The organism is Sphaerotilus sp. (genome assembly GCF_034519685.1).
Taxonomy (GTDB): Bacteria; Pseudomonadota; Gammaproteobacteria; order Burkholderiales; family Burkholderiaceae_C; genus Sphaerotilus.
Genome location: NZ_JAXHOF010000006.1, coordinates 218,501 through 240,667 on the forward strand (window position 1 = coordinate 218,501; position 22,167 = coordinate 240,667).

A 22,167-nucleotide genomic window follows, 5' to 3' on the forward strand; every position below is an offset into this window, starting at 1 on the left:
GTGGTAATGTGTACGGTGAAATAACGTACATTGATGGCAAAGGAGGCTCCCATGCCCACCACCCAACCCCGCACCACCCGCGTCGAAGCCCGCATCGCCCCCGACGTGCTCGCCCTGGTCCGCCGCGCTGCCGAGCTGCAGGGCCGCAGCGTCAGTGACTTTCTGGTCGTGGCGGCCCGTGAGGCGGCCTGCCGGACCATCGAGGACGCGCAGATCATCCGCCTGTCGGTCGAGGACCAGGAACGGTTTGCGCGGGCGCTGCTGGAGCCGCCCGCCACCGCGCCCGCGCTGGAGCGGGCCGCGCAGGCCCACGTGCGGCTGATCGATCGCGCCGCGTGACAGCGCCGTTCCGGATCGAGGCGCTGGGCTCTGCGCACCGGCGATCCGATTTCGACAGCGGCTCGCCCCCGCTCGACCGCTACCTGAAGGAGCAGGTGGGGCAGGACGTGCGCCGCCGTGTGGCCTCGTGCTTCGTGGCGGTGGACGTGGCGACGGGCGCGGTGGCCGGGTACTTCACGCTCGCCGCGGCCGGGGTGCCGCTGACCGATCTGCCCGATGCACTGGCGCGCCGCCTGCCGCGCTACCCCTCGGTGCCCGTGGCCCGGCTCGGGCGGTTGGCCGTCGATCGGCGCTACCAAGGACGACAGCTCGGGGCGGCCTTGTTGTGGGACGCCGTGCAGCGCGCCTTGCAGTCGCCGGTGGCCACGTTTGCCGTGATGGTCGATGCCAAGGACGAGACCGCCGCCCGGTTCTACCAGCGCCATGGCTTCATCGCGTTCGCCCACGCGCCGCTGCAACTGGTGTTGCCCCTCGCAGGCCTGAAACCCGCCGGCTGAACCGACGTGGGTGCAACAACGGCGCAACAACGACGCGAAAGCGGTGCGGATATGGCGCGGATACGGGAGAAAAGGCCCTGAAGCGGTGCTTCGGGTGAGGCGAGGGTTTTCCATTAGTCGTTACAGTGTCGCCTTCCCTTCGCGCCCTGTCCCCATGCCCACCGCCACCCCCTCCCGCCCCCTCCACGGCATCCTGTTCGTCATCGCCGCCGTCGCCCTGTTCGCCTGCTTCGACGCGGGCGTGAAGGTCGCCAGCGCGATCGCCTCGGTGGGGCTGGTGGTGTGGACGCGCTACCTGTTCCAGGTCGGGTTCACCGCGCTGACCGTGCTGCCGCGCCGTGGCACCGCGCTGCTGAAGACCGAGCGCCCGGGCCTGCAACTGCTGCGCGGCCTGAGCCTGCTGACGCTGAGCGTGCTGGCGTTCTTCAGCCTGCAGGTGATGCCGGTCGGCGAGTTCACCGCCATCGTGATGCTCACGCCGCTGCTGATCACGCTGCTGGCCGCCCTGACGCTGGGCGAGCGGGTGCCGGCGCTGCGCTGGCTGCTGCTGGCGGGCGGGATGGTCGGCGCGCTGGTCGTGATCCGGCCCAAGGGCGAGGCGCATGACCTCGGCTGGGCGGCGCTGCTGCCGTTCGGGCTGGTGCTGTCGAACGCCGTGTTCCAGCTCATCACCAGCCGCCTGGCGCGCACCGAAGACCCCGCGACGACGCAGTTCTACACCGGCCTGACCGGCGCCGTGCTGACCAGCGTGCTGCTGCCGTGGAGCTGGCAGACGCTGACGCCAGCCGGCTGGGCATTGCTGGTGCTGCTCGGCGCGCTGAGCACGTCGGGGCATTTCCTGCTGATCCTCGGCTACATGCGCGCCGGGGCCACCACGCTGACGCCGTTCCTGTACTTCCAGATCGTCTTCGCCACGCTGGTCGGCTGGTTCTGGTTCGGCCACGCGCCGGACACGGCCACGCTCGGCGGCATCGCGATCATCACCGGCTGCGGCGTGCTCGGCACCTGGCTGTCCAGCCGCGAGCAGTCCACCGCCACCACACCCGCCACCCGCGGGCCGCTGCCCAAGGCCGGCTGAGCCACACTGGTGGGCATGAGCCTCACCCACACCTACTCCCTGCGCGTCGAGTTCGGCGACTGCGACCCGGCGCAGATCGTCTGGTTCCCCAACTTCTTCCGCTGGGCCGATGCCGCCAGCCGGCATTTCTTCGTCCAGTGCGGCCTGCCGAGCTGGAAGGAGACCGAGCGCGAGCGCGGCATCCTCGGCACGCCGCTGGTGGACACGCAGGCGAAGTTCCTGCGTCCCGCCTCCTACGGCGACGCGCTGTCGATCGACTCCAGCGTTACTGAATGGCGTCGCAAGAGCTTCGTCATGACACACCGCATCCGCCGCGGCGAGACGCTGCTGGTGGAGATCACCGAAGTGCGCGTGTTTGCTCGCCGCAAGGGCGATGGCAGCGACCCGCATGCGATCGAGGCGGTCCCCGTGCCCCAGGACTGGCAGGAACGCTGTTCGGCGCGCTGAACGGGTGCCTGTGCAAGGCACAGCGCGCGGTGTCATGCGGCCCACCACCCGGATCAGGGAAGACGCCCCCCGATTCGAGTGGGCACGGATGCGTACGTTTCCTCACGGTTTGTCACTGGCGGCTTTTCAGCCCCCCGAAAGCGCAGAACAACCCCCTAGACTGGCCCTGAATCGGCATTTTCATCCAGGGAATCGTGTGCTATGACAACCTCAGCAGAACTGAACTTCCTGCCTTGGGACGCATTCATGCAGCAGCATGAAGCGGCTTGGTTGCGGCTGTGGGCGTCCATGGGGGCTGCGCCCGACCTGAGCCCGATCTGGGCCCGCAGTCTGATCCATGGCCACCAGCTCGACACGGCCGAGCTGCTGGTGGGCTTCATCACGGATGCCTGTGGCGAGATGACGCTGGTCTGGCCCATGCGGTTCACCACACACCGCCGGATGGGCATGACATGGCGCAAGGTGGGGGCGCTGACGAACATCTTCTGTCTGCATGGCGGGCTGCTCACCTCCCTGGACCTCGGGGATGCGGTTCGGCTGACGCTGCAGGGGCTGCGCGGTGCGCAGGGTGCGTGGAGCTGGCTGGACGTCGATCTGCTGGAGACTGGTTCACCGCTGCACACCGCATGGCTGCGTGCAGCCCCGCAGGCCGATTGCCGCGTCGAGCGCATCACCAAGGGGCGCTCGCCCTACATCGTCAGTCCGGGCACGCTGGACGAGTTCCTCGCCACGAAGAGCCGCAATTTCCGCAGCAACATGCGCGCACGGCGCCGGGACGTGACGACCTCGCCGGACGTGGAGGTCCGCTACTTCACCCAGCCGCACGAGATGGACGCCTATTTCGCGCTGGCGCTGGCCGTCGAGCGCAAGAGCTGGAAGCGCCGCACCGGTACCTCGCTGGCGACGCGCGAGTGGGAGACCCGCCTGTATGAAGAGCTGCTGGGGCGCTATGCCCGGATCGGCCAGGTGCGGGCCGCGGTGCTGCTCATCGACGGTGTGCCGACCGCGCACAGCATGGATGTCCTGCAGGGCGACCGGGTCTACGGACTCAAGACCAGCTTCGATCCGGACTTCACGGTGCGGCGTCCCGGCGTGATGCTGCTGGTGGCGCGGCTGGAGCGCTATTTCGCGCAAGGTGTGCGCGAATTCGATTTCATCGGGATGGACGAGGACTACAAGCTGCAGTGGAGCCGCCTGTGCCGGTCGCATGAGTCGCTGCGGCTGTATGCGCCGACGCTGGCCGCGCGGGCCTTGTTCCTGAGCACCGACTTGCGCCGCCAGTGGCGCGACTACCGCAGCCGTTCCACGCCGGGCGTGCCGGTGGCCGGTCCTGCGGCGCCTTCTGTGCCTGGGGAGGGCAGGCCCGTGCTGGCGAGGGCTGCACTGGACGGCGACCAGATGTCTGCGTCGACCTGATCCTCGGGGTCTGCAGCATCGACCATTCCCGCCCGGTCGAAGGTCAGCATGCTGGCGCTGAACTGCGGGCGGTACACCGCCGTGGGCCACAGGCAGGGCCACAGCAGCAGCAGGAAGAGTCCCAGCAGCAGCGACGAGCCCAGCCCGTCCTGGCGGGTCTCGTGCATCAGGTGGCTGAGCGGGCCGACCTGCAGCAGCAGCAGCCCGATGCCCAGGTACAGGCCCAGCAGGATGACCAGAAAGTGTTGCATGCGGAAATGTTAGACACTTCTGGTTCCATTCGGTACCGATGGGGCAGTGTCCACTCCCTGCAGATGCGGGGGCTTCCGCGCCGGGCGTGACCGGGTTTTGACTTTCCAGTCCGCCGAGTGCTCGCCGTGGCGCTCAGTTGCGCAGTCCGGCCGGGCCGTGCAGATCGTTCACCGCCGCAGCGCGCCGTGTCAGCACCGCCCGCTGGTTCAGATAGCCCTTGTCGGTGATCTCGCCGGCGTCCACGCTCGGCGGCTCGTCGAGGACCAGCGCACAGACCGGCGTCTGCGACGACCCGCCGCCCTCGGCCTTCATCGCCCGCAGCCCGGCGCGGATGTGGGCTTCCAGCTCGGCCCGCGGCAGCGCCTTCGCCTGTGGCGTCGGGAAGACCAGCAGGCCGATCTCCTCGCGTTCGTGGCCGGTGATGACGACGTCGGCTGCGTGCGGCGCCAGCGCGGTGACGGCGCGCACGCGCAGCGTGCCCACGCTGACCCAGGTGCCGCTGAGCAGCTTGAAATCCTCGGCGACGCGGCCGTCGAAGACGATGCCGCGCTCGGGCCGGGTCTCGTCCAGCAGCTTCGCGGCGTCGCCGATGCAGTAGAAACCGTCCTCGTCGAAGGCCTTGGCGGTGACCTCGGGTGCGTGGCGGTATTCAGAGAAGATGTTCGGGCCCCGCACCCGGATCTCCAGCTTGCCGCCGTTGGGCAGCAGCTTCAGCTCGACGCCCGGCAGCGGCAGGCCGATGCAGCCGGCGCGGTCGATGCGCCAATGCACGCTCGTCACGGCCGGCGCCGTCTCGGTCGCCCCCCAGGACGAGGTGAACCACAGCGGCCGGTTGCGCACCTTGGCGACCACCGCTTCAAGCCGCGCCCACAGGCTCTGCGGCAGTGCGGCGCCGGCGTAGAACACGCCTTCGAGGTTCTCGATCACGTCGCGGGCGAGCGCTTCGTCCGCTTCGAGGTAGGGCAGCAGCATGTCGAAGCCGCGCGGCACGTTGAAGTGGAAGTTCGGCCGCACGTCGCGCAGGTTGGCCACCGTCTTCTCGATCAGGCCGGGCACCGGGCGGCCCTCGTCCACCCACAGGCTGCCGCCGTGGGCGAGCACCATGTGGAAGTTGTGGTTGCCGCCGAAGGTGTGGCTCCAGGGCAGCCAGTCGAGCAGGCGCAACTGGTGGCGCGTCAGGAAGGGCCAGGCCTGCGCGATCTGCTTCTGGTTGGCGCAGAGCATGCGGTGGCTGTTGATGACCACCTTGGGCACGCCGGTCGAGCCGGAGGTCAGCAGGTACTTGGCCGGCCAGTGCGGGCGGATCGCGGCGAAGGCGCTCATCACCGCGGGCGTTTCCTCGCGGTCCAGCAGCGCGGCGAAGGCGTGCGCGCCGTCGAAGGCGGTGGCGTTCTGGCTGAACACCACGGGCACGTCGCGTCCGCGTGTCCAGGCGCGCACCGGCGGGCCGTAGACACCCGGCTCGGCGGCGTAGACCAACCCGGGGTCGAGCGCGTCGAGGATGGCGTGGATCTTCTCGAAGTCCTTGGTCAGCCGGCAGTAGGCGCTCGACACCGTGCAGGCCACGCGGCCGAGGTGCATCGTCGCCAGGATCATCAGCGCATGGTCCACGCTGTTGTCCGACAGGATCACCACCGGCTTGTCGGCCGGCAGGTTCAGGTCGAGCTGCGCCTGCGCCAGCCGCCCGACCGCATCGCGGGTCTCGCGGTAGGTGAGGCGGCGCCAGCCGCCCGTGGCGTCGCGCTCGGCGAGGAAGATGGCGTCCGGCGTCGTGTCGGCCCAGTGCTCCAGCCACTCGCCGATGCAGCGCACGAAGGGCTGCAGCGGCTCGGGCGAGCGCAGGATGAAGCCACCACCGGGCAGGTCTTCACGCAGCACCCGCGGCGGGGCGAGGGCGGCGGCGTCGTCGAACAGCATCAGGTCCATGTCGTGTCTCCTTGGGTTCTTGTCGGGGCAGATTTCAGACGCCGAGAAAGCCCGCCAGCTCCGCGCTGCCGCGCAACGCCTCGGACGGCCCCTCCAGCACGAGGCGCCCTTTCTGCATCACCACCAGCCGGTCCGACTCGTTGCAGACCTTGCGGTAGTCGCGGTCCACGATCAGCGTGGCGATGCCGGTGCGGCGGATGCTGGCGATGACGCGCCAGATCTCGGCGACGATCAGCGGCGCCAAGCCCTCGGTGGCCTCGTCGAGGATGACCGCGTCGGGGTTGGTCATCAGCGCGCGGCCGATCGAGAGCATCTGCTGCTCGCCGCCGGAGAGCTGGCTGCCGAGGTTGGTCAGCCGCTCGGACAGGCGCGGGAAGGTCTCCATCACGCGCTCGTAGGTCCAGTCCTTCTGGCCGGACGTGCCAGCGCGCGCCGCCATCACGAGGTTCTCGCGCACGGTGAGCGTCGGGAAGATGCCGCGCCCTTCGGGCACGTAGGCCACGCCGAGCTGCGCCACCTGGTGCGGCAGGCCTTTGGACAGATCCTTGCCGGCGACGTGGATGCGCCCCTCGCGCTGGCGCACATGGCCCAGCAGCGTGCGGATCAGCGTGGACTTGCCCATGCCGTTGCGCCCGAGCAGGCCGACGGTCTCGCCCTTGGCGAGCCGGAAATCGAGGCCGTGCAGGATGTGGCTGCTGCCGTACCAGGCCTGCACGCCCTGCGCGTCGATGATCAGCGGAGTCGATGCTGCGGACATCTCAGTGCCCTCCCAGGTAAGCGGCCTGCACGTCGCGGTTGGTGCGGACCTCGTCGGGGGTGCCGGTGGCGATCACCGCGCCGTTGACCATCACGGTGATGCGGTCGGCGACCGCGAACACCGCGTCCATGTCGTGCTCGACCAGCAGGATCGCGTGGCCGGTCTTCAACTCGCGCAGCAGGTCGAGCATGCGGTGTGATTCCTCCGGCCCCATGCCGGCCAGCGGCTCGTCGAGCAGCAGCACGCGCGGCTCGGTCGCCAGGCACATCGCGATCTCGAGCTGGCGCTTCTGGCCGTGCGACAGGCTCGCCGCCGTGCGCTGCGCGAAGCTGCTCAGGCCGGCGCGCTCGATCGCCGCCTTGGCCCGCTCGGTGCTGGTGCGGCACGCCTGCGCCGATTCCCACCACGCGAACGGCCGCTGCACCCGGGCCTGCGCGGCGAGCCGGCAGTTCTCGAACACGCTGAGCGGCAGGAAGATGTTGTTGCGCTGGTAGCTGCGGCCGATGCCGGCGTGGGCCAGCTTCGGCTGCGGCCAGTGCGTCACGTCCTGGCCGCCCAGCACGACCGCCCCGCTCGACGGCGGCAGCTCACCCGACAGCAGGTTGATCAGCGTGGACTTGCCCGCGCCGTTGGTGCCGATGACGGCGTGGATCTCGCCCTCGTGCAGCGCGACCGACACGTCGCTCACGGCGACCAGCGCGCCGAAGCGGCGGGTGAGGCCTCGGGCTTCGAACAATGTGGCGCTCATGCGGCCTCCTTGCGCTGCGTCAGCCGGGACCACACGCCCGCCAGCCCCTGCGGCAGCAGGGCGACCGCGACGATGATGAAGCTGCCGAACAGCAACTGCCAGTGCTTGCTCAGCGCCGAGAACCACTCCGACAGCAGCACGAAGGCGAATGCCCCCGTCACCGCGCCGCCCAGGCTGCCCAGCCCGCCCAGGATGATCATCACCAGCGCGTTGCCGCTGTAGTGCCAGGACAGGATCTCGGGTGTCACGAAGCCGTACTGCGCCGCATAGAGGAAGCCGCCCAGTCCGGCCAGCATCCCCGCGACGACGAAGCTCGCGAGCTTGTAGAGCAGCGTCGCGTAGCCGGCGGCGCGCATGCGCTGCTCGTTGTGCTTGATGCCGATCAGCGCGTGCCCGAAGCGCGAGCGCAGCACCAGCGTCAGCACGCCCAGCGTCAGCACCAGCGCGCCGAGCACGAACCAGTAGAAGCTGTTCGCCTGCTCCAGGTCGATCCACTGCCAGCCGCCGATCGCCAGCGCGGGCTTGAAGTAGACGTAGGCGCCGTCGCTGCCTCCGGCGATCGCGGTGTCGTGGAAGACAAAGTAGACGAGCTGTCCGAAGGCCAGCGTCACCATGATGAAGTAGATGCCCTGCGTGCGCATCACCAGCGCGCCGATCACCAGCGCGAGCAGCCCCGCGCCGCCGACCGCCGCCGCCAGCATCAGCCAGCCGTTGCCGGCCTCCGACATCGGCGCCAGCATCGCCACCGCGTAGGCGCCGAAGCCGAAGAACGCGGCATGGCCCAGGCTCACCAGCCCGGTGTAGCCGACCAGCAGCTGCAGGCTGGCGGCGAAGATGGCCATGATCATCACCTTGGCGAGCAGCTCGGTGTGGAACTTGCCGCCGATCGGCTCGGGCAGCAGCGGGAACACCGCCAGCCCCACGAACACGAGCGCCCAGGCGAGCACGGAAAGAGACTTGTTGGAGGCCATTGCCCGATCACCCTGCCTTGAACAGACCGGCCGGGCGCCACAGCAGGATGGCGGCCATCAGCACGTACACCAGCGCCCCGGCGCCTTCCTGCCAGAGCACCTTGCCGAAGGTGTCCACGAAACCGATCAGCAACGCCGCGATCAGCGCGCCCTTGATCGAGCCGATGCCGCCGATCACGACGACGACGAAGCAGATGATGAGCACCTGCCCGCCCATGCCCGGGTACACCGAGGACACGGGCGCGGCGATCATCCCGGCGAACACGGCGAGCGCCACGCCCACCGCGAACACCACCCGGTACAGCAGCGTAATGTTGATCCCGAGCGACTGCACCATCTCGCGGTTGGTCGCCCCGGCGCGGACCATCATGCCGAGCCGCGTCTTGTTGATCAGCAGGTACATGCCGAGCGCCAGCGCCAGGCACACGCCCGAGACGAACAGCCGGTAGACCGGGTAGGTCATGTCGTTGCCGATGGCGATCGAGCCGGCAAGCCAGCCGGGGATGTCCACGCCATGCACGTCGTCGCCGACCAGGATGCTGCGCAGCTCCTCGAAGACCAGGATCAGGCCGTAGGTCATCAGCACCTGCTGCAGGTGCTCGCGGTCATAGAGGTAGCTGAAGAACACCCACTCCAGCACGTAGCCGAAGGCCACCGCCAGCACGATCCCCACCAGCAAGGCCAGCGGTAGGCTGCCCAGCAACGAACTCAGAGAGAACGCCAAGTAGGCGCCGATCATGTAGAAGCTGCCGTGGGCGAGGTTGATCACGCCCATGATCCCGAAGATCAGCGTCAGCCCCGAGGCCACCAGGAACAGCAGCAGGCCGTACTGCACGCTGTTGAGGCACTGGATGAGGAAGGTGGTGAGGTCCATGGGGGCGTGGGTGCGGTGCGTGGATCCCCGCCTGCGCGGGGATGACGCCCAGTCCTTCTCCGTCATCCCCGCGCCGGCGGGGATCCACGACGAGGACCGGACAAGGGATCAGAGCTTGCAGCCGCGTGCCGGGTCGGCCAGGCCCTTCACCGCGATGCCGATGTTCTTGTTGACCTTGCCGGTGACCTCGCGCAGGTAGAAGTCCTGCACCGGGTTGTGCGCCTTGCTGAGCGTGAACGGGCCGCGCGGGCTGTCGATCTTGGCGGACGCCATCGCCTTGACCATGCCGTCGCGGTTCTTCACGTCGCCCTTGACTGCGACCATGCCGGCGCCGAGCAGCTGCGCCGCGTCGTAGCCCTGCACGGCGTACACGTCCGGCTGGAGCTTGTAGGTCTTGGCGTACTGCAGGCGGAAGGCCTTGTCCTTCGGGTTGTTCAGGTCGTCGGCGTAGTGCAGCGTGGTCAGCAGGCCCTTGGCTGCGTCGCCCTGTGCTTCGAGCGTGCCGTCGGTCAGGAAGCCCGAGCCGATCAGCTTGACGCTGTTGCCCAGACCCGCTGCAGCCCAGTCCTTGACGAACTTCACCGCCCCGCCGCCGGCGAAGAACACATAGGTCGCCTCCGGCTTGAGCGCGCCGACTTCGGTCAGCAGCGCCTGGAACTCGACGTTCGGGAACGGCAGGTTCATCTCCTTGACCACCTTGCCGCCGCCCGCCTCGAAGGCTTCCTTGAAACCACGCACCGATTCATCCCCAGCTGCGTACTTCCAGGTGATCGTGGCCGCCGTCTTGATCTTGCGCTCGGCGGCGACCTTGCCCATGGCGTAGCCGGTCTGCCAGTTCGAGAACGACGAGCGGAAGATGTTCGGCGCGCACAGCGGGCCGGTGATGGCATCCGCGCCGGCGTTTGGCACGATCAGCAGCGTGTTGTTGTCCTTGGCGACCTTGGCCATCGCCATCGCCACGCCCGAGTGGACGGTGCCGACCATCACGTCGACGTTGTCGCGCTTGACCAGCTTGTTGGCGTTGTCGGCGGCCTTGGACGGATCGGACTCGTCGTCGACCTTGACGTACTCGACCACTCGGCCGCCGAGCTTGCCGCCTTGTTCGTCGACGTACTGCTTGAAGCCGTTCTCGATCGCCACGCCCAGCGCCGCGAAGGTGCCGGTGTAGGGCAGCATGAAGCCGACCTTGATCTTGTCCTGGGCCATCGTGCCCGAGGTCATGGACAGCAGCGCCGCGGCCACGAGGGCGCTCGACAAGGGGGTGCTGAAGCGGGGGCTGAAGCGAAGTGCAGTCATGGCGGGTCTCCAGAAAGTTTAGGTGTCAAGTAATCGGTGACAAGGCACGATGCATGAAGTCACACACCCTGCCAATGAGGGTTTCCCGCTGATCCCGGTGCGGGCTGTGGCCGCAGTCGGGCAGCTTCAGCAGCGTGGTGGCGCCGGGGGGGCGCAGCGCGGCGATGCGGTCGATCTGGGCCATCGTGCCGTACTGGTCATCCACGCCCTGCACCGCCAGCACCGGGCAACGCACCGTCGCGACCTCGGCCTCGATGGTCCAGTCGCGGAAGGCCGGGTCGAGCCAGATGTCGTTCCAGCCCCGGAAGGCCGAGTCCGGATCGTCGTGGTGCCGGCCGAGCTTGTCGCGCAGGTCGGTGGTGGCGTAGGCGGTGCGGGCGTCGGTGATGCTGGCGATGGACAGGTCTTCGACGAACAGGTGCGGCGCGGCGACGACCAGGGCCGCGACACGCGCCGGGAACCTCGCCGCGTGCAGCAGCGCGATCGAGCCGCCGTCGCTGTGGCCGAACAGCGCGTACGGCGCCGACACGCCGACCGCGTCGAGCACGGCCGGCAGCACCTCGCGCGCCTGCCGGTGCATGAAGTCCGGCTGCCAGCGTTCGCCGGCGGGTCTCGGCGTGGACTGCCCGTACGCCGGGCGCGAATACACCAGCCCCGCGCAGCCCAGCGCCGCGCACAGCCGGTCCGGAAAGTCGCGCCACATCGACACCGAGCCCAGGCCCTCGTGCAGGAAGACCAGCGTCGGCTGCAGCGTTGGCGTGGCACCGGCCGGCGCGTCGATGCGGCGGTACTCGATGCGCACCGGGCGGCCGGCCCAGTCGATCTCGGCGAAGGCGATGTCGTGCGCCATCCTCAGCCCTGCGCTCTTTCCTGGTCGCGCAGCTTGAAGCGCTGGATCTTGCCGGTGGCGGTCTTGGGCAGGTCGTCGACGAACTCGATCTGGCGCGGGTACTTGTAGGGCGCCAGCTTGTCCTTCACGAAGGCCTTCAGCTCCGTGTCGCTGACCTCGCAGCCCGTCTTGCGCACGACAAACGCCTTGGTCTTGGTCAGCCCCTCGGCGTCGTTCACGCCGATCACCGCCGCTTCGAGCACAGCCGGGTGCTGCACCAGCGTGGCCTCGACCTCGAACGGCGAGACGTAGACGCCGCTGACCTTGAGCATGTCGTCGGAGCGGCCGCCGTAGGTGTAGGTGCCGTCGGCGTTGCGGATGTACTTGTCGCCGCTCTTGGTCCAGCCGCCCTGGAAGGTGTCGCGGGTCTTCTCGCGGTTGGCCCAGTACATCATGGCCGCCGACGGGCCGTGGATGTAGAGGTCGCCCGGCTCGCCGTCCGGCACCGGGCGGCCGTCGTCGCCGCGCAGCTCGACCTCGTAGCCCGGCACCGGCCAGCCGGTGGTGCCGTAGCGCACGTCGTCCGGCTTGTTGGACAGGAAGATGTGCAGCATCTCGGTCGAGCCGATGCCGTCCACGATGTCCACGCCGAAGTGGCGCTGGAAGCGCTCGCCGAGGTCGGCCGGCAATGCCTCGCCCGCCGACGACACCAGCCGCAGCGCCACCGCCTCGCGGGCGGGCAGGTTCGGGTTCGCCAGCATGCCGGCGAAGCCGGTCGGGGCGCCGAAGAACACCGTCGGCTTCACACCGCCGACGCCGCCGAGCCAGCGCTTGAAGGTCGCGTCCGGCGTGGGGCGCTCGCCCATCAGGATCGTCGTCGCGCCCGCCGTGAGAGGGAAGCTCAGCGCGTTGCCCAGCCCGTAGGCGAAGAACAGCTTGGCCGCCGAGAAGCACACGTCGGCCTCGGTCAGCGCGAGCACGCCCTTGCCGTACAGCTCGGCGGTCCAGTAGGGGTTGGCGTGGGAATGCACCGTGCCCTTGGGGCGGCCGGTCGAGCCGGACGAGTAGAGCCAGAAGCCGTGGTCGTCGCCGCTGGTGGCTGCTGCCTTCTGGGCCGGGGCGTGGGCGGCGAGGAAGGCCTCGAACTCGACTTCGGCCGGGTGCAGCGGCGCGGCCGGGCGCGAGACGATGACCTTCTGCACCTCATGGTCCGACTTCACCATCGCGGCGGTCAGCACCGGCAGCAGCGCGCCGGAGACCAGCACGGCCTGCGCCCGCGAGTGCTCCAGCATGTAGGCGTAGTCGTCGGCCGTCAGCAGCGTGTTGACCGCCACCGGCACCAGCCCGGCGAACATCGCGCCGAGGAAGCTCACCGGCCAGTCGCAGCCGTCCTGCATCAGCAGCAGCACCCGCTCCTCGCGCTTCAGGCCCATCGCCCGCAGCGCGGCGGCCAGCCGGCGCACGCGCTCGTCGAGTCCGCCGTAGCTCAGCGTGCCGAGGTCGTCGAGGAAGGCGGCCTTGTCGGCGCGGGCGGTGTTCAGCGACAGCAGGTGCTGCGCGAAGTTGAAGGGCTGTCCGGCGGTCGGGGCGTTCATGGTGTGTCCTGTCCTCTCACGGTCCGGTCATTCATTGGCCGGTGAATTCGATGGCGCCCTGCGGCAGCAGGTAGAGCACGAAGGCGCGGCCCTGTGCCACGGTGGGCCGGTGCGCGGTGTCGGGGCCGTAGACGAGCCAGCCGGCGCCGCGGCCGTCGAAGGTGGCGCCAGCATCGACCGGCACGATCAGGTCGATCTCGCCGTTCGGGTGGCGGTGGTGCGGGCCGACGATGTCGGTCATGTCCACCACGTCCACCGAGCAGCCGGCGAGGTCGTCGGCGGCCTTGAAGATGCGCCCGTAGCGGATGCCGCCGCCTTCGCGGTTGCACAGCCAGCCCTCGGCGACACCGGTGCGGATCTCCTCGGCCAGCCGCTGGTAGGTCGGGCGGTCTGCACCATGGTGCAGGTTCAGCCAGGCGTCGAGGTCGGCATCGAGCGCCCGACCGGCGATCTGGGCGCTGAGGTCGGCCAGCGCGGCGCGGAAAGTGGCTTGCGACATGGAGAATGGTCCGGGTTTGATCGGGGAGGGCTTGCGGCCTGAATGGACATGCACTATTGTGCTTTTAATGAACGATAGTTCTGCGCCTACCTAGTGTCAAGCAATATAGTGCATACATGGTGTTTCCCCTTAGATCCGTGACATCCCATGCAGGTCAACTCCATTGAAGCGTCGGCGCTGGCCGCTGTTCCGTCCCCGGCCGACGAGGCCAAGAATCCGCTGCTGGTCACGCTGGGCGAGCGTGTTCGCGACCTGCGCGCGCGGCGCGGCCTGACGCGCAAGGCGGTAGCGCTGGCGTCGGAGGTGTCCGAGCGGCATCTGGCGAACCTGGAATACGGCACTGGCAACGCCTCGATCCTCGTGCTGCAGCAGGTGGCTGGGGCATTGCAGTGCTCGCTGGCGGAGCTGATCGGCGACGTGACGACCTCGTCGCCGGAGTGGCTGATGATCCGGGAGCTGCTGGAGCACCGCAGCGACGCCGAACTGCGCCGCGCCCGCGAAGCGCTCGCCACGCTGTTCGCTGCCGGCACCGCTGCGCAGGCCGAACGCGGCCACTGCATCGCGCTGATCGGCCTGCGCGGGGCGGGCAAGTCCACGCTCGGGCAGATGCTGGCCGATGACCTCGGCTACCCGTTCATCGAACTCAGCCGCCAGATCGAGGCCTTCGCCGGCTGCAGCATCAGCGAGATCCACAACCTCTACGGCACCAACGCCTACCGCCGCTACGAGCGCCGCGCGCTGGAGGAGGCGATCCAGATCTACCCCGAAGTCGTGATCGCCACGCCGGGCGGGCTGGTCTCGGACGCCGCCAACTTCAACTTGCTGCTCGGCCACTGCACCACGGTCTGGCTCCAGGCCACGCCCGAAGACCACATGCGCCGCGTCGCCGCGCAAGGTGACATGCGCCCGATGGCGGGCAGCCAGGAAGCGATGGAGGATCTGCGGCGCATCCTGGCCGGGCGGTCGTCGTTCTACGAGAAGGCGGATCTGGTGTGCGATACCAGTGCGCAGGGGCTGGCGGAGACGTTTGCGGTCCTGCGGGAGCGCCTGCGGGCCGCGCTGGCATTGCCCGTCTGAGCGGGAGCGCGGCGGCCTGGCCGTTCAGCGCACCTTGGTCGGCACCGACACCAGCGTCACCGGATGGAAATACGCCTCGACCCGCTGCCCCTTGTCGTCGATCGCGTAGACCTCGTAGCAGCCGCCGTCCTCCTTGATGCGGCGGACCTGCCAGCCCTTGTCGGTGAGCTGCTTCGTCAGCACGTCGGTGCTCTTCCAGCCGGACTTGGGGCCGGATTCGCAGGTGGCCAGGCCCGTGGCGTGGGCGGGGGTGTGCAGGCTGGCGAATGCGCACAGGGTGAGGCCGAGCGGGGCGACGGCGCGGCGCAGGGTGGCGATGGCGGTCATGCGAATCTCCTGGTGAAGCGTTGAAGGGGTGTCGGTGCACCATGGTGCGTCGCCTCTGTTGCGCGCAGGTTGCGCTCCGGTTGTCTTCCTCTCCTCGTTCAGACTGCACTCAGACCCGCTTGCCATGACGCCAATGCCACTGCCACTGCCACTGCCACTGCCTTCCTTCCTCGCCGCGACGGTGCTGCTGAGCCTGTCGCTGACCCCCTTGGCGGCCGAACTGCCCGCGCGCATCGCCCGCGTCACCATCTACCCCGGCACCGCCGTCGTCGAGCGCACGGCCCGCGTGCCGGCCGGCGCCCGCGAGGTGGTGCTGAACTGCCTGAGCCCGCAGTTCGACATGGCCTCGCTGCAGATCGAGGCCGATGCCCCGATCCGCCTCGGCCCGGTCACCGCCACCACACGCCCGCGCAGCGAGCTGCCCGCCTGCAGCACCAGCCCGCTGGATGGCCGCATCACCGCGCTGGAGGACCGCATCGCCGCGCTGACCGCCGAACATGCGTCGCACGCATTGGTGCTCGGGCTGCTGAAGGGCACGACCGCGACCGTGGCCGCGAACACGCCGCTGGCCTCGACCCTGCCCCTGGTCCAGCGCGCGGGGCTGGAGGCCCTGCAGCAGCAGCACCGTCTCCAGCGCGAGCGCGAGAAGCTGGAGCGTGAACTCGCGCCGCTCAAGGCCGAGCGCGAGCGGCAGCAGCCCGTGGACGGTGAGGTGCGCCAGTTGCGGGTGCAGCTCCAGGCGGGGGCGGAAGGCGAGCTGCGCCTGCAGTACCAGACGCCCGGCCCGACCTGGGCGCCGGCCTACCGCGCTACGCTGGACCCGGCCGCCGCCGTGGTCGAGATGGAGCGCCAGGCGCAGGTCAGCCAGAACACGGGTGAGGACTGGTCCGGCGTGGCGCTGCGGCTGTCCACCGGCTCGCCGCAGTCGGCCACCAGCGGGCCGGCGCCGCGCCGCTGGGAGATTTCACCGCGTCCGCCGGTGTCGGCCACGCCGCTCGCGATGGCGATGGCCGCCGCCCCGGCGCCCATGGCCTCGATGCTGGCGCGCAAGGGCGGGGCGGCAGCGGAATCGGCCGAGTCGATGGACTTCGCCGTGCAGGTGGTGCAGGGCGAGTTCGCCACCGAGTTCGAGGTGCCCGGCAAGGTCGATGTGGCCAGCGGCGGGCAGCGGGTGGCCTTCGCGCTCGGCAGCCAGCGCTGGCCGGCGCGGGTCAAGGTGCAGACGGTGCCGCAGTCGGACCCGAGCGCGTGGCTCGTCGCCGAGGTGGCGCGGCCGGAGGGCGTGTGGCCGGACGGCAGCCTGCAACTGCTGCGCGGCACGCAGGTCGTCGGCCGCTCGGTCTGGCGCACCGGCGAGCGCGCGCAGATCGCGCTGTCCTTCGGCCGCGACGAGCAGGTGCGGGTGCAGAACCTGCCCGTGACGCCGCAGACCGCCAGCGCCGGCTTCATCGGCACCCGCACCGAGCGCCGCGTCGGCCGCCTCTACGAGGTCGAGAACCGCCGCCGCACGCCGGTGACGCTGGAAGTGCTCGAATCGACGCCGGTCAGCACCGACGAGAAGATCACCGTGACCCGCCAGTTCACCCCCGCGCCGCAACCCGGCGACTGGCAGGACCAGCCCGGCATCGTCGCCTGGACGCAGACGCTGGCGCCGGGGCAGAAGGCGCGCTTCGGGGCGGAGTACGTGATCGGGCAGCCGAAGGAGCTGCAGGTGATCGAGCGGCGGTGAGCGGTGACGTCGTCGGTCAGCGCAGCCGCCTGACCGGGTAGTCGGGGAAGGCGTGTGGCCAGGTCTTCTCCGTGACCACCACGCAGGCGGACACGTAGGGACGCGCCCAGGGCTGATCGGCTTCGTGGGCGATGCGGGCCTGCAGGCGCTCCCGCAGTCGCATCAGCAGTCCGCTGTCCACCGGCAACCGGTCCGCACCGAGGAAGAAGGCGTAGACGATGGGCTTGGTGTCCTGTCGCATCAGGTGCAGCCAGGTGTAGCTGTCCCGGGCCTTGGGGGTCAGCTCATCCGAGATCAGCGAGTCGCTGCGGATCTTGTGCAGGAACCGTTCGCGTTCCTTGGCGATGGCCTGGCGGGCACCGTCGTCATCGCGTCGGGGCGTGCAGGACGGATCCTTGACTTCGATGAGCAGGAGCCGGTGGGGCTCCTCGACAACGAAGTCGACCAGACTCAAGCCTTCGGGGGTGCGTTTCTGGCGGTCATCGAGGCGGATCGCCCGCTGGGCGCGGGAGAAGTCGAAGGCCAGCTCACCTTCCTGCAGCGTGGTCATGCGCGTCCGACGGCTTGCAGTGCGCGGGCCATGTCGCGGGCGTAGAGGCTGTCAAAGGTCGCGGCCATGGCGTTCGGGTCGATGCTGGCGTAGTGCTCGCTGCTGTGGCAGGCGACGCTGTCGTCGGCTCCACGGAACAGCGACAGGTAGCGGATCTGGTCTTGCGGCTGGGTGCGCAGGTCGAGTTCCTTCAGCATCACGTAGTTGTGGGTGCTCATGAACACCTGCACCCCCAGGCGCTGCAGCGCCAGAACCACCTCAATCACGTCCCCCATCAGCGCAGGGTTCAGGTTGGCCTCGGGTTCGTCCCAGAAGAGCACCGAGCCGGGTCGCAGGGTGCCGTTCTGGATGAGCAGCCACAGCAAGGCCAGCTTGCGCATGCCCTCAGCCAGCAGCGTGAACTCCAGTTCACCGCGGCGGCTCTTGAGGAAGAAGTGCTCGCCTTTGCTGATGACCTTGCCGCCAAGGGCTTTCTGCAGCAAGTCCAGCAGGCGTTGCCGGTCGGGGTCGAGATCGCCCTTGAGCTTGGGCAGGAAGGCTTGCCGGAGGATGTCCACGTACACCTCCTCGAACGCGATTTCCCGCCGCGCCGCCGTGGAGAGGAAGCCGGGGGCGTGCGCCAGCATCTCCTTGACGGGGATGTAGGCAGACTCCAGCGGGGTCTCGGTCCAGGCGGACACCTGGGGTGTCGAGGCCTGGCGTGAATCGACCCGTTGCGGTGTGATGCCACCGAGCAGCATGGTGCCGTCGTCGCGCCAGACCGCCAGGGCTGCACCGCCCGATCGCCCCGGCTGGCGACGGACCAGCCGACTGATGTCTGACTGGAATGGGTGAAAGACCCCCGCCAGCTTGCGCTCGAACCCGCGCTCCCGGTCTTCTCCGACCGTGATGGCGCAGGCGGCATACAGCACCTTCAACAGATGCGTCTTGCCGGTGCCATTCGCGCCAATGAGCACATTCAACCCCGGCGAAAACTTCACATCGATCGCCTCGAAGGCCGTGAAGTTCTCCAGCTTCAGTTGCGTGATCTGGCTCATGGGTGGGCTGGTGTTCGAGTGGGATGGCGGGGACGATTGTCCCTCTGATCGCGTCTCAGGCATTCGACAGGTTGATCCCCGCCATTTGCCCGAGCAGCTCCAGCACGCTGGCCAGTTGTTCGTCCGACACCGCCTGCGTCGCTTCCCGGCAGATGGCTTCGGCCGAGGTCAGCGCGTAGCCGTGCAGCTCCTGCCCCGCCGGGGTCAGCGTGGCGAAGCCGACGCGGGCGTCGCGCGGGTCGGCCTCGCGCCCGACCAGACCGATCTTCTCCAGTGGCAGCAGCGTGCGCGTCACGCCCGAGGCGGTCAGCCCCATGCGCTCGGCCAGATCGATGCGGCGCAGTCGCTGGCCCTCGGCGCGCGCCAAGCTGTGCAGCACCATGAAGTCGCTGAAGCTCAGGCCGTGGACGCTGGAGAGCTTGTTGTCGAGCCGGCGCGTCAGCACCGCATAGGCGCGGGTCAGGCGCAGGCAGAGTTCGAGGGAGGGGCTGGGCATGGAATGCTTTCTTTGTATTTGAGTAATCAACTATAAATCAAGCAAATCCACCCAGCAAGTCTCCGTATTTACCCGAGTTCCCCAGAACACGCACTGGAATGCATTGCGCTGGGCTGCTGCATGCAATATCATGCATTCATTGAGTCGCCCGATCCCCCGCAGATGCACCATCGTGCGTCTCGCCTCTGGAGCCTGTCCCATGAGTGAAGCCGCTGTTGCCTCCGCCCCCGCCGCCGTCGATTACCGCACCCACCCCTCGCGCTACCGCCACTGGACGCTGTCGTTCGAAGGCGCGGTCGCGACGCTGGCCGCCGATTTCGACGAGAACGCCGGCCTGCGCCCGGGCTACAAGCTCAAGCTCAACAGCTACGACCTCGGCGTGGACATCGAGCTGAACGACGCGATCCAGCGCATCCGCTTCGAGCACCCGGAAGTGCGCACGGTCGTCGTGACCAGCGCCAAGGAGAAGGTGTTCTGCTCGGGCGCCAACATCTTCATGCTGGGGGTGTCGAGCCACGGCTGGAAGGTCAACTTCTGCAAGTTCACCAACGAGACGCGCAACGGGCTGGAAGATTCCTCGGCGAACTCGGGCCTGAAGTTCCTGGCGGCCGTGAACGGCGCCTGCGCAGGCGGCGGCTATGAGCTGGCGCTGGCCTGCGACGAGATCATCCTGGTCGATGACCGCTCCAGCGCCGTGTCGCTGCCGGAAGTGCCGCTGCTGGGCGTGCTGCCGGGCACGGGCGGTCTGACCCGCGTCACCGACAAGCGCAAGGTGCGCCACGATCTGGCCGACCTGTTCTGCACCAGCGTCGAAGGCGTGCGCGGCAAGAAGGCCAAGGACTGGCGCCTGGTGGACGACATCGTCAAGCCGGCACAGTTTGCGGCCAAGGTGCAGGAACGCGCACTGCAACTCGCCGCGCAGAGCGACCGTCCGGCGGACGGCAAGGGTGTCGAGCTGGTGCCGGTCGAGCGCACGGTCGAGGCCGATGCGCTGCGCTACGCGAATGTCACCGTCGAGATCGACCGCGCCAAGCGCACCGCGACCTGGACCGTGAAGGCCCCCACCAGCGCGCAGCCGACCGACATCGCCGGCATCGAAACCGCGGGCGCGGCGTGGTACCCGTTGCAGATGGCCCGCGAGCTGGAGGACGCCATCCTGTCGATGCGCACCAACGAGCTGGACATCGGCACCTGGCTCATCAAGACCGAGGGCGACGGCGCCGCCGTGCTGGCGATGGACGCCACGCTGCTGGCGCACAAGGGCCACTGGCTGGTGCGCGAGACGATCGGCCTGCTGCGCCGTACGTTCAGCCGACTCGATGTGTCGTCGCGCAGCCTGTTCGCGCTGATCGAGCCGGGTTCGTGCTTCGCGGGCAGCTTCCTGGAGCTGGCGCTGGCGTGTGACCGCAGCTACCACCTGGCGCTGCCGGACGACGAGGCCCGCGCCCCGAAGATCGCCATCGGTGAAGCCAACTTCGGCCTGTACCCGATGGCCACTGGCCAGAGCCGCCTGGCCCGCCGTTTCTACGACGAAGCGCCGTCGATGGACGCCGCCCGCGCCGCCATCGGCCAGGCGCTGGACGCCGACGCCGCCTTCGCGCTCGGGCTGGTCACGTCGAACCCGGACGACATCGACTGGGCCGACGAGGTCCGCATCGCCATCGAGGAGCGTGTGTCGATGTCCCCGGACGCCCTCACCGGCCTGGAAGCCAACCTGCGCTTCAACGGCCCCGAGAACATGTTCACGCGCGTCTTCGGCCGCCTGACCGCGTGGCAGAACTGGATCTTCCAACGCCCCAACGCCGTCGGCGAAAAGGGCGCGCTGAAGGTCTACGGCAAGGGCGACAAGGCCGCCTTCGACTGGAACCGCGTCTGAATCGGCACGACTTTCGACAGGACTTTCGGAACGACTTCAAGGAACCGACATGAGCAGCATCGACTACAGCCAGAAGATCCCCAACAACGTCAACCTGAGCGAAGACCGCACCCTGCAGCGCGCGCTGGAGCAGTGGCAGCCCAACTTCATCAACTGGTGGGACGACATCGGCCCGGAAGGCTCGACCAACAGCGAGGTCTACCTGCGCACCGCCGTCAGCGTCGACCCGCAGGGCTGGGCGCAGTTCGGCCACGTCAAGATGCGCGACTACCGCTGGGGCATCTTCCTGAACCCCGGCGAGACCGACCGCACCATCCACTTCGGTGACCACAAGGGCGAGAAGGCCTGGCAGGACGTGCCCGGCGAGTACCGCGCCAACCTGCGCCGCATCATCGTCACGCAGGGCGACACCGAACCCGCCTCGGTCGAGCAGCAGCGCCACCTCGGCCTGACCGCGCCGAGCATGTACGACCTGCGCAACCTGTACCAGATCAACGTCGAGGAAGGCCGCCACCTGTGGGCGATGGTCTACCTGCTGCACAAGCACTTCGGCCGCGACGGCCGCGAGGAAGCCGACGCCCTGCTGGAGCGCCGCTCGGGCGACGAGAACAACCCGCGCATCCTGGGCGCGTTCAATGAAGCGACGCCGGACTGGCTGTCGTTCTTCATGTTCACCTACTTCACCGACCGCGACGGCAAGTTCCAGCTCTGCGCCCTGGCCGAATCCGCCTTCGATCCGCTGGCCCGCACGACCAAGTTCATGCTGACCGAGGAAGCGCACCACATGTTCGTGGGCGAATCCGGCATCAGCCGTGTCCTCAGCCGCACCGCGCAGGTGATGAACGAGCTGAAGACCGACGACGTGGGCAAGCTGCGTGCCGCCGGCGTGATCGACCTGCCGACGATCCAGCGCTACATCAACTTCCACTACAGCGTCACCATCGACCTGTTCGGCGCCGACGAGTCGAGCAACGCCGCGACCTTCTACAGCTCAGGCCTGAAGGGCCGCTACGAAGAAGGCAAGCGCGTCGACGACCACCAGCTGCGTGGCCAGACCTACAAGGTGCTGGAAGTGCGCGGCGGCCAGCTGGTCGAGAAGGACGTCCCGATGCTCAACGCGCTCAACGAAGTGCTGCGCGACGACTACATCAAGGACTCGATGGCCGGCGTGAACCGCTGGAACAAGGTGCTGGAGAAGGCGGGCATCTCGACGCGCCTGTCGGTGCCGCACAAGGCCTTCCACCGCAACATCGGCCTGCTGTCGGGCGTGAAGGTAGCGCCGGACGGCCGTGTGGTGTCGGACGTCGAATGGAATGCCCGCGTCAACGACTGGCTGCCCAGCGGCGAAGACCGCGCCTTTGTCGCCAGCCTGATGGGCCGCGTCATCGAGCCGGGCAAGTTCGCCAACTGGATCGCGCCGCCGGTCATGGGCATCAACCGCCAGCCGGTGGACTTCGACTACGTGCGTTTCAACTGATGCGCTGAGCTGCGTGCTTCCTTGATACTCGACTGACACTCGAACTCGACAAGGGGCCTGCGGGCCCCTTCTTC

22 protein-coding genes are annotated in these 22,167 nt (G+C 68.7%); 9 read left to right on the plus strand and 13 right to left on the minus strand.

What is annotated here, in order from left to right:
- The first annotated feature begins 51 nt into the window (after window positions 1–51).
- The 5 genes from U5O44_RS12060 to U5O44_RS12080 all read left to right on the plus strand — a co-directional run bounded on the left by U5O44_RS12060 (window position 52) and on the right by U5O44_RS12080 (window position 3,777).
- Complete coding sequence (locus U5O44_RS12060) at window positions 52–339, plus strand: type II toxin-antitoxin system TacA family antitoxin (RefSeq protein WP_322588713.1); 288 nt, start codon at window positions 52–54, stop codon at window positions 337–339.
- A complete protein-coding gene (locus U5O44_RS12065; protein WP_322588714.1) occupies window positions 336–836 on the plus strand; it encodes a GNAT family N-acetyltransferase in 501 nt (166 codons plus the stop codon). The genes U5O44_RS12060 and U5O44_RS12065 overlap by 4 nt, the downstream gene beginning before the upstream one ends.
- A gap of 154 nt (window positions 837–990) precedes the next feature.
- Window positions 991–1,914, plus strand: a complete 924-nt coding sequence (locus U5O44_RS12070) for a DMT family transporter (RefSeq protein ID WP_322588715.1) — start codon at window positions 991–993, stop codon at window positions 1,912–1,914.
- Between the two features lie 15 nt (window positions 1,915–1,929).
- A complete protein-coding gene (locus U5O44_RS12075; RefSeq protein ID WP_322588716.1) occupies window positions 1,930–2,361 on the plus strand; it encodes an acyl-CoA thioesterase in 432 nt (143 codons plus the stop codon).
- 246 nt (window positions 2,362–2,607) lie between these two features.
- The gene (locus U5O44_RS12080) at window positions 2,608–3,777 is read left to right on the plus strand and encodes a GNAT family N-acetyltransferase (RefSeq protein WP_322588717.1); all 1,170 of its coding nucleotides are present in this window, start codon (window positions 2,608–2,610) and stop codon (window positions 3,775–3,777) included.
- A gap of 384 nt (window positions 3,778–4,161) precedes the next feature.
- On the opposite strand, the gene U5O44_RS12085 is transcribed toward U5O44_RS12080, so the two are convergent.
- From U5O44_RS12085 to U5O44_RS12125, 9 genes are all read right to left on the minus strand, one after another.
- Window positions 4,162–5,955, minus strand: a complete 1,794-nt coding sequence (locus U5O44_RS12085; protein WP_322588718.1) for a feruloyl-CoA synthase — start codon at window positions 5,953–5,955, stop codon at window positions 4,162–4,164.
- Between the two features lie 34 nt (window positions 5,956–5,989).
- Window positions 5,990–6,712 (minus strand): ABC transporter ATP-binding protein, encoded by a 723-nt coding sequence (locus U5O44_RS12090; protein ID WP_322588719.1) that lies wholly within the window; start codon window positions 6,710–6,712, stop codon window positions 5,990–5,992.
- 1 nt (window position 6,713) lies between these two features.
- On the minus strand, window positions 6,714–7,460 hold the full coding sequence (locus tag U5O44_RS12095) for an ABC transporter ATP-binding protein (RefSeq protein ID WP_322588720.1): 747 nt from the start codon (window positions 7,458–7,460) through the stop codon (window positions 6,714–6,716).
- Complete coding sequence (locus tag U5O44_RS12100) at window positions 7,457–8,431, minus strand: branched-chain amino acid ABC transporter permease (RefSeq protein ID WP_322588721.1); 975 nt, start codon at window positions 8,429–8,431, stop codon at window positions 7,457–7,459. Before U5O44_RS12100 ends, U5O44_RS12095 begins: the two co-directional genes overlap by 4 nt.
- 7 nt (window positions 8,432–8,438) lie before the next feature.
- The gene (locus tag U5O44_RS12105; RefSeq protein ID WP_322588722.1) at window positions 8,439–9,305 is read right to left on the minus strand and encodes a branched-chain amino acid ABC transporter permease; all 867 of its coding nucleotides are present in this window, start codon (window positions 9,303–9,305) and stop codon (window positions 8,439–8,441) included.
- Between the two features lie 108 nt (window positions 9,306–9,413).
- A complete protein-coding gene (locus U5O44_RS12110; protein WP_416222169.1) occupies window positions 9,414–10,601 on the minus strand; it encodes an ABC transporter substrate-binding protein in 1,188 nt (395 codons plus the stop codon).
- A 25-nt stretch (window positions 10,602–10,626) separates the two neighbouring features.
- Window positions 10,627–11,451 (minus strand): alpha/beta fold hydrolase, encoded by an 825-nt coding sequence (locus U5O44_RS12115; RefSeq protein WP_322588723.1) that lies wholly within the window; start codon window positions 11,449–11,451, stop codon window positions 10,627–10,629.
- A 2-nt stretch (window positions 11,452–11,453) separates the two neighbouring features.
- Window positions 11,454–13,025 carry a benzoate-CoA ligase family protein gene (locus tag U5O44_RS12120; protein WP_322588724.1) on the minus strand — a complete coding sequence of 524 codons (1,572 nt, stop codon included), beginning with the start codon at window positions 13,023–13,025 and terminating at the stop codon, window positions 11,454–11,456.
- A 31-nt stretch (window positions 13,026–13,056) separates the two neighbouring features.
- Complete coding sequence (locus U5O44_RS12125; protein WP_322588725.1) at window positions 13,057–13,524, minus strand: 4-hydroxylaminobenzoate lyase; 468 nt, start codon at window positions 13,522–13,524, stop codon at window positions 13,057–13,059.
- Between the two features lie 147 nt (window positions 13,525–13,671).
- Between U5O44_RS12125 and U5O44_RS12130 the strand changes: the two genes are divergently transcribed.
- Window positions 13,672–14,601, plus strand: coding sequence for a helix-turn-helix transcriptional regulator (locus U5O44_RS12130; protein ID WP_322588726.1), 930 nt, complete (start codon window positions 13,672–13,674; stop codon window positions 14,599–14,601).
- Between the two features lie 24 nt (window positions 14,602–14,625).
- Here the strand turns inward: U5O44_RS12130 and U5O44_RS12135 are convergent, their stop codons facing one another.
- On the minus strand, window positions 14,626–14,928 hold the full coding sequence (locus U5O44_RS12135; RefSeq protein ID WP_322588727.1) for a PepSY domain-containing protein: 303 nt from the start codon (window positions 14,926–14,928) through the stop codon (window positions 14,626–14,628).
- 133 nt (window positions 14,929–15,061) lie between these two features.
- Between U5O44_RS12135 and U5O44_RS12140 the strand changes: the two genes are divergently transcribed.
- Window positions 15,062–16,657, plus strand: coding sequence for a DUF4139 domain-containing protein (locus tag U5O44_RS12140; protein ID WP_322588728.1), 1,596 nt, complete (start codon window positions 15,062–15,064; stop codon window positions 16,655–16,657).
- A 16-nt stretch (window positions 16,658–16,673) separates the two neighbouring features.
- On the opposite strand, the gene U5O44_RS12145 is transcribed toward U5O44_RS12140, so the two are convergent.
- Genes U5O44_RS12145 through U5O44_RS12155 form a run of 3 tightly spaced genes read right to left on the minus strand, consistent with a single transcriptional unit; the run spans window position 16,674 to window position 18,740 of the window.
- Window positions 16,674–17,207: a hypothetical protein gene (locus U5O44_RS12145; protein WP_322588729.1), complete on the minus strand. Its 534-nt coding sequence runs from the start codon at window positions 17,205–17,207 to the stop codon at window positions 16,674–16,676.
- Window positions 17,204–18,244, minus strand: coding sequence for an AAA family ATPase (locus tag U5O44_RS12150; protein ID WP_322588730.1), 1,041 nt, complete (start codon window positions 18,242–18,244; stop codon window positions 17,204–17,206). The genes U5O44_RS12145 and U5O44_RS12150 overlap by 4 nt, the downstream gene beginning before the upstream one ends.
- Window positions 18,245–18,299: 55 nt before the next feature.
- The gene (locus U5O44_RS12155) at window positions 18,300–18,740 is read right to left on the minus strand and encodes a MarR family winged helix-turn-helix transcriptional regulator (protein ID WP_322588731.1); all 441 of its coding nucleotides are present in this window, start codon (window positions 18,738–18,740) and stop codon (window positions 18,300–18,302) included.
- A 199-nt stretch (window positions 18,741–18,939) separates the two neighbouring features.
- Between U5O44_RS12155 and boxC the strand changes: the two genes are divergently transcribed.
- The gene (gene boxC / locus U5O44_RS12160) at window positions 18,940–20,616 is read left to right on the plus strand and encodes a 2,3-epoxybenzoyl-CoA dihydrolase (protein WP_322588732.1); all 1,677 of its coding nucleotides are present in this window, start codon (window positions 18,940–18,942) and stop codon (window positions 20,614–20,616) included.
- Between the two features lie 49 nt (window positions 20,617–20,665).
- On the plus strand, window positions 20,666–22,093 hold the full coding sequence (boxB, locus tag U5O44_RS12165) for a benzoyl-CoA 2,3-epoxidase subunit BoxB (protein WP_322588733.1): 1,428 nt from the start codon (window positions 20,666–20,668) through the stop codon (window positions 22,091–22,093).
- The last annotated feature ends 74 nt before the right edge of the window (window positions 22,094–22,167 follow it).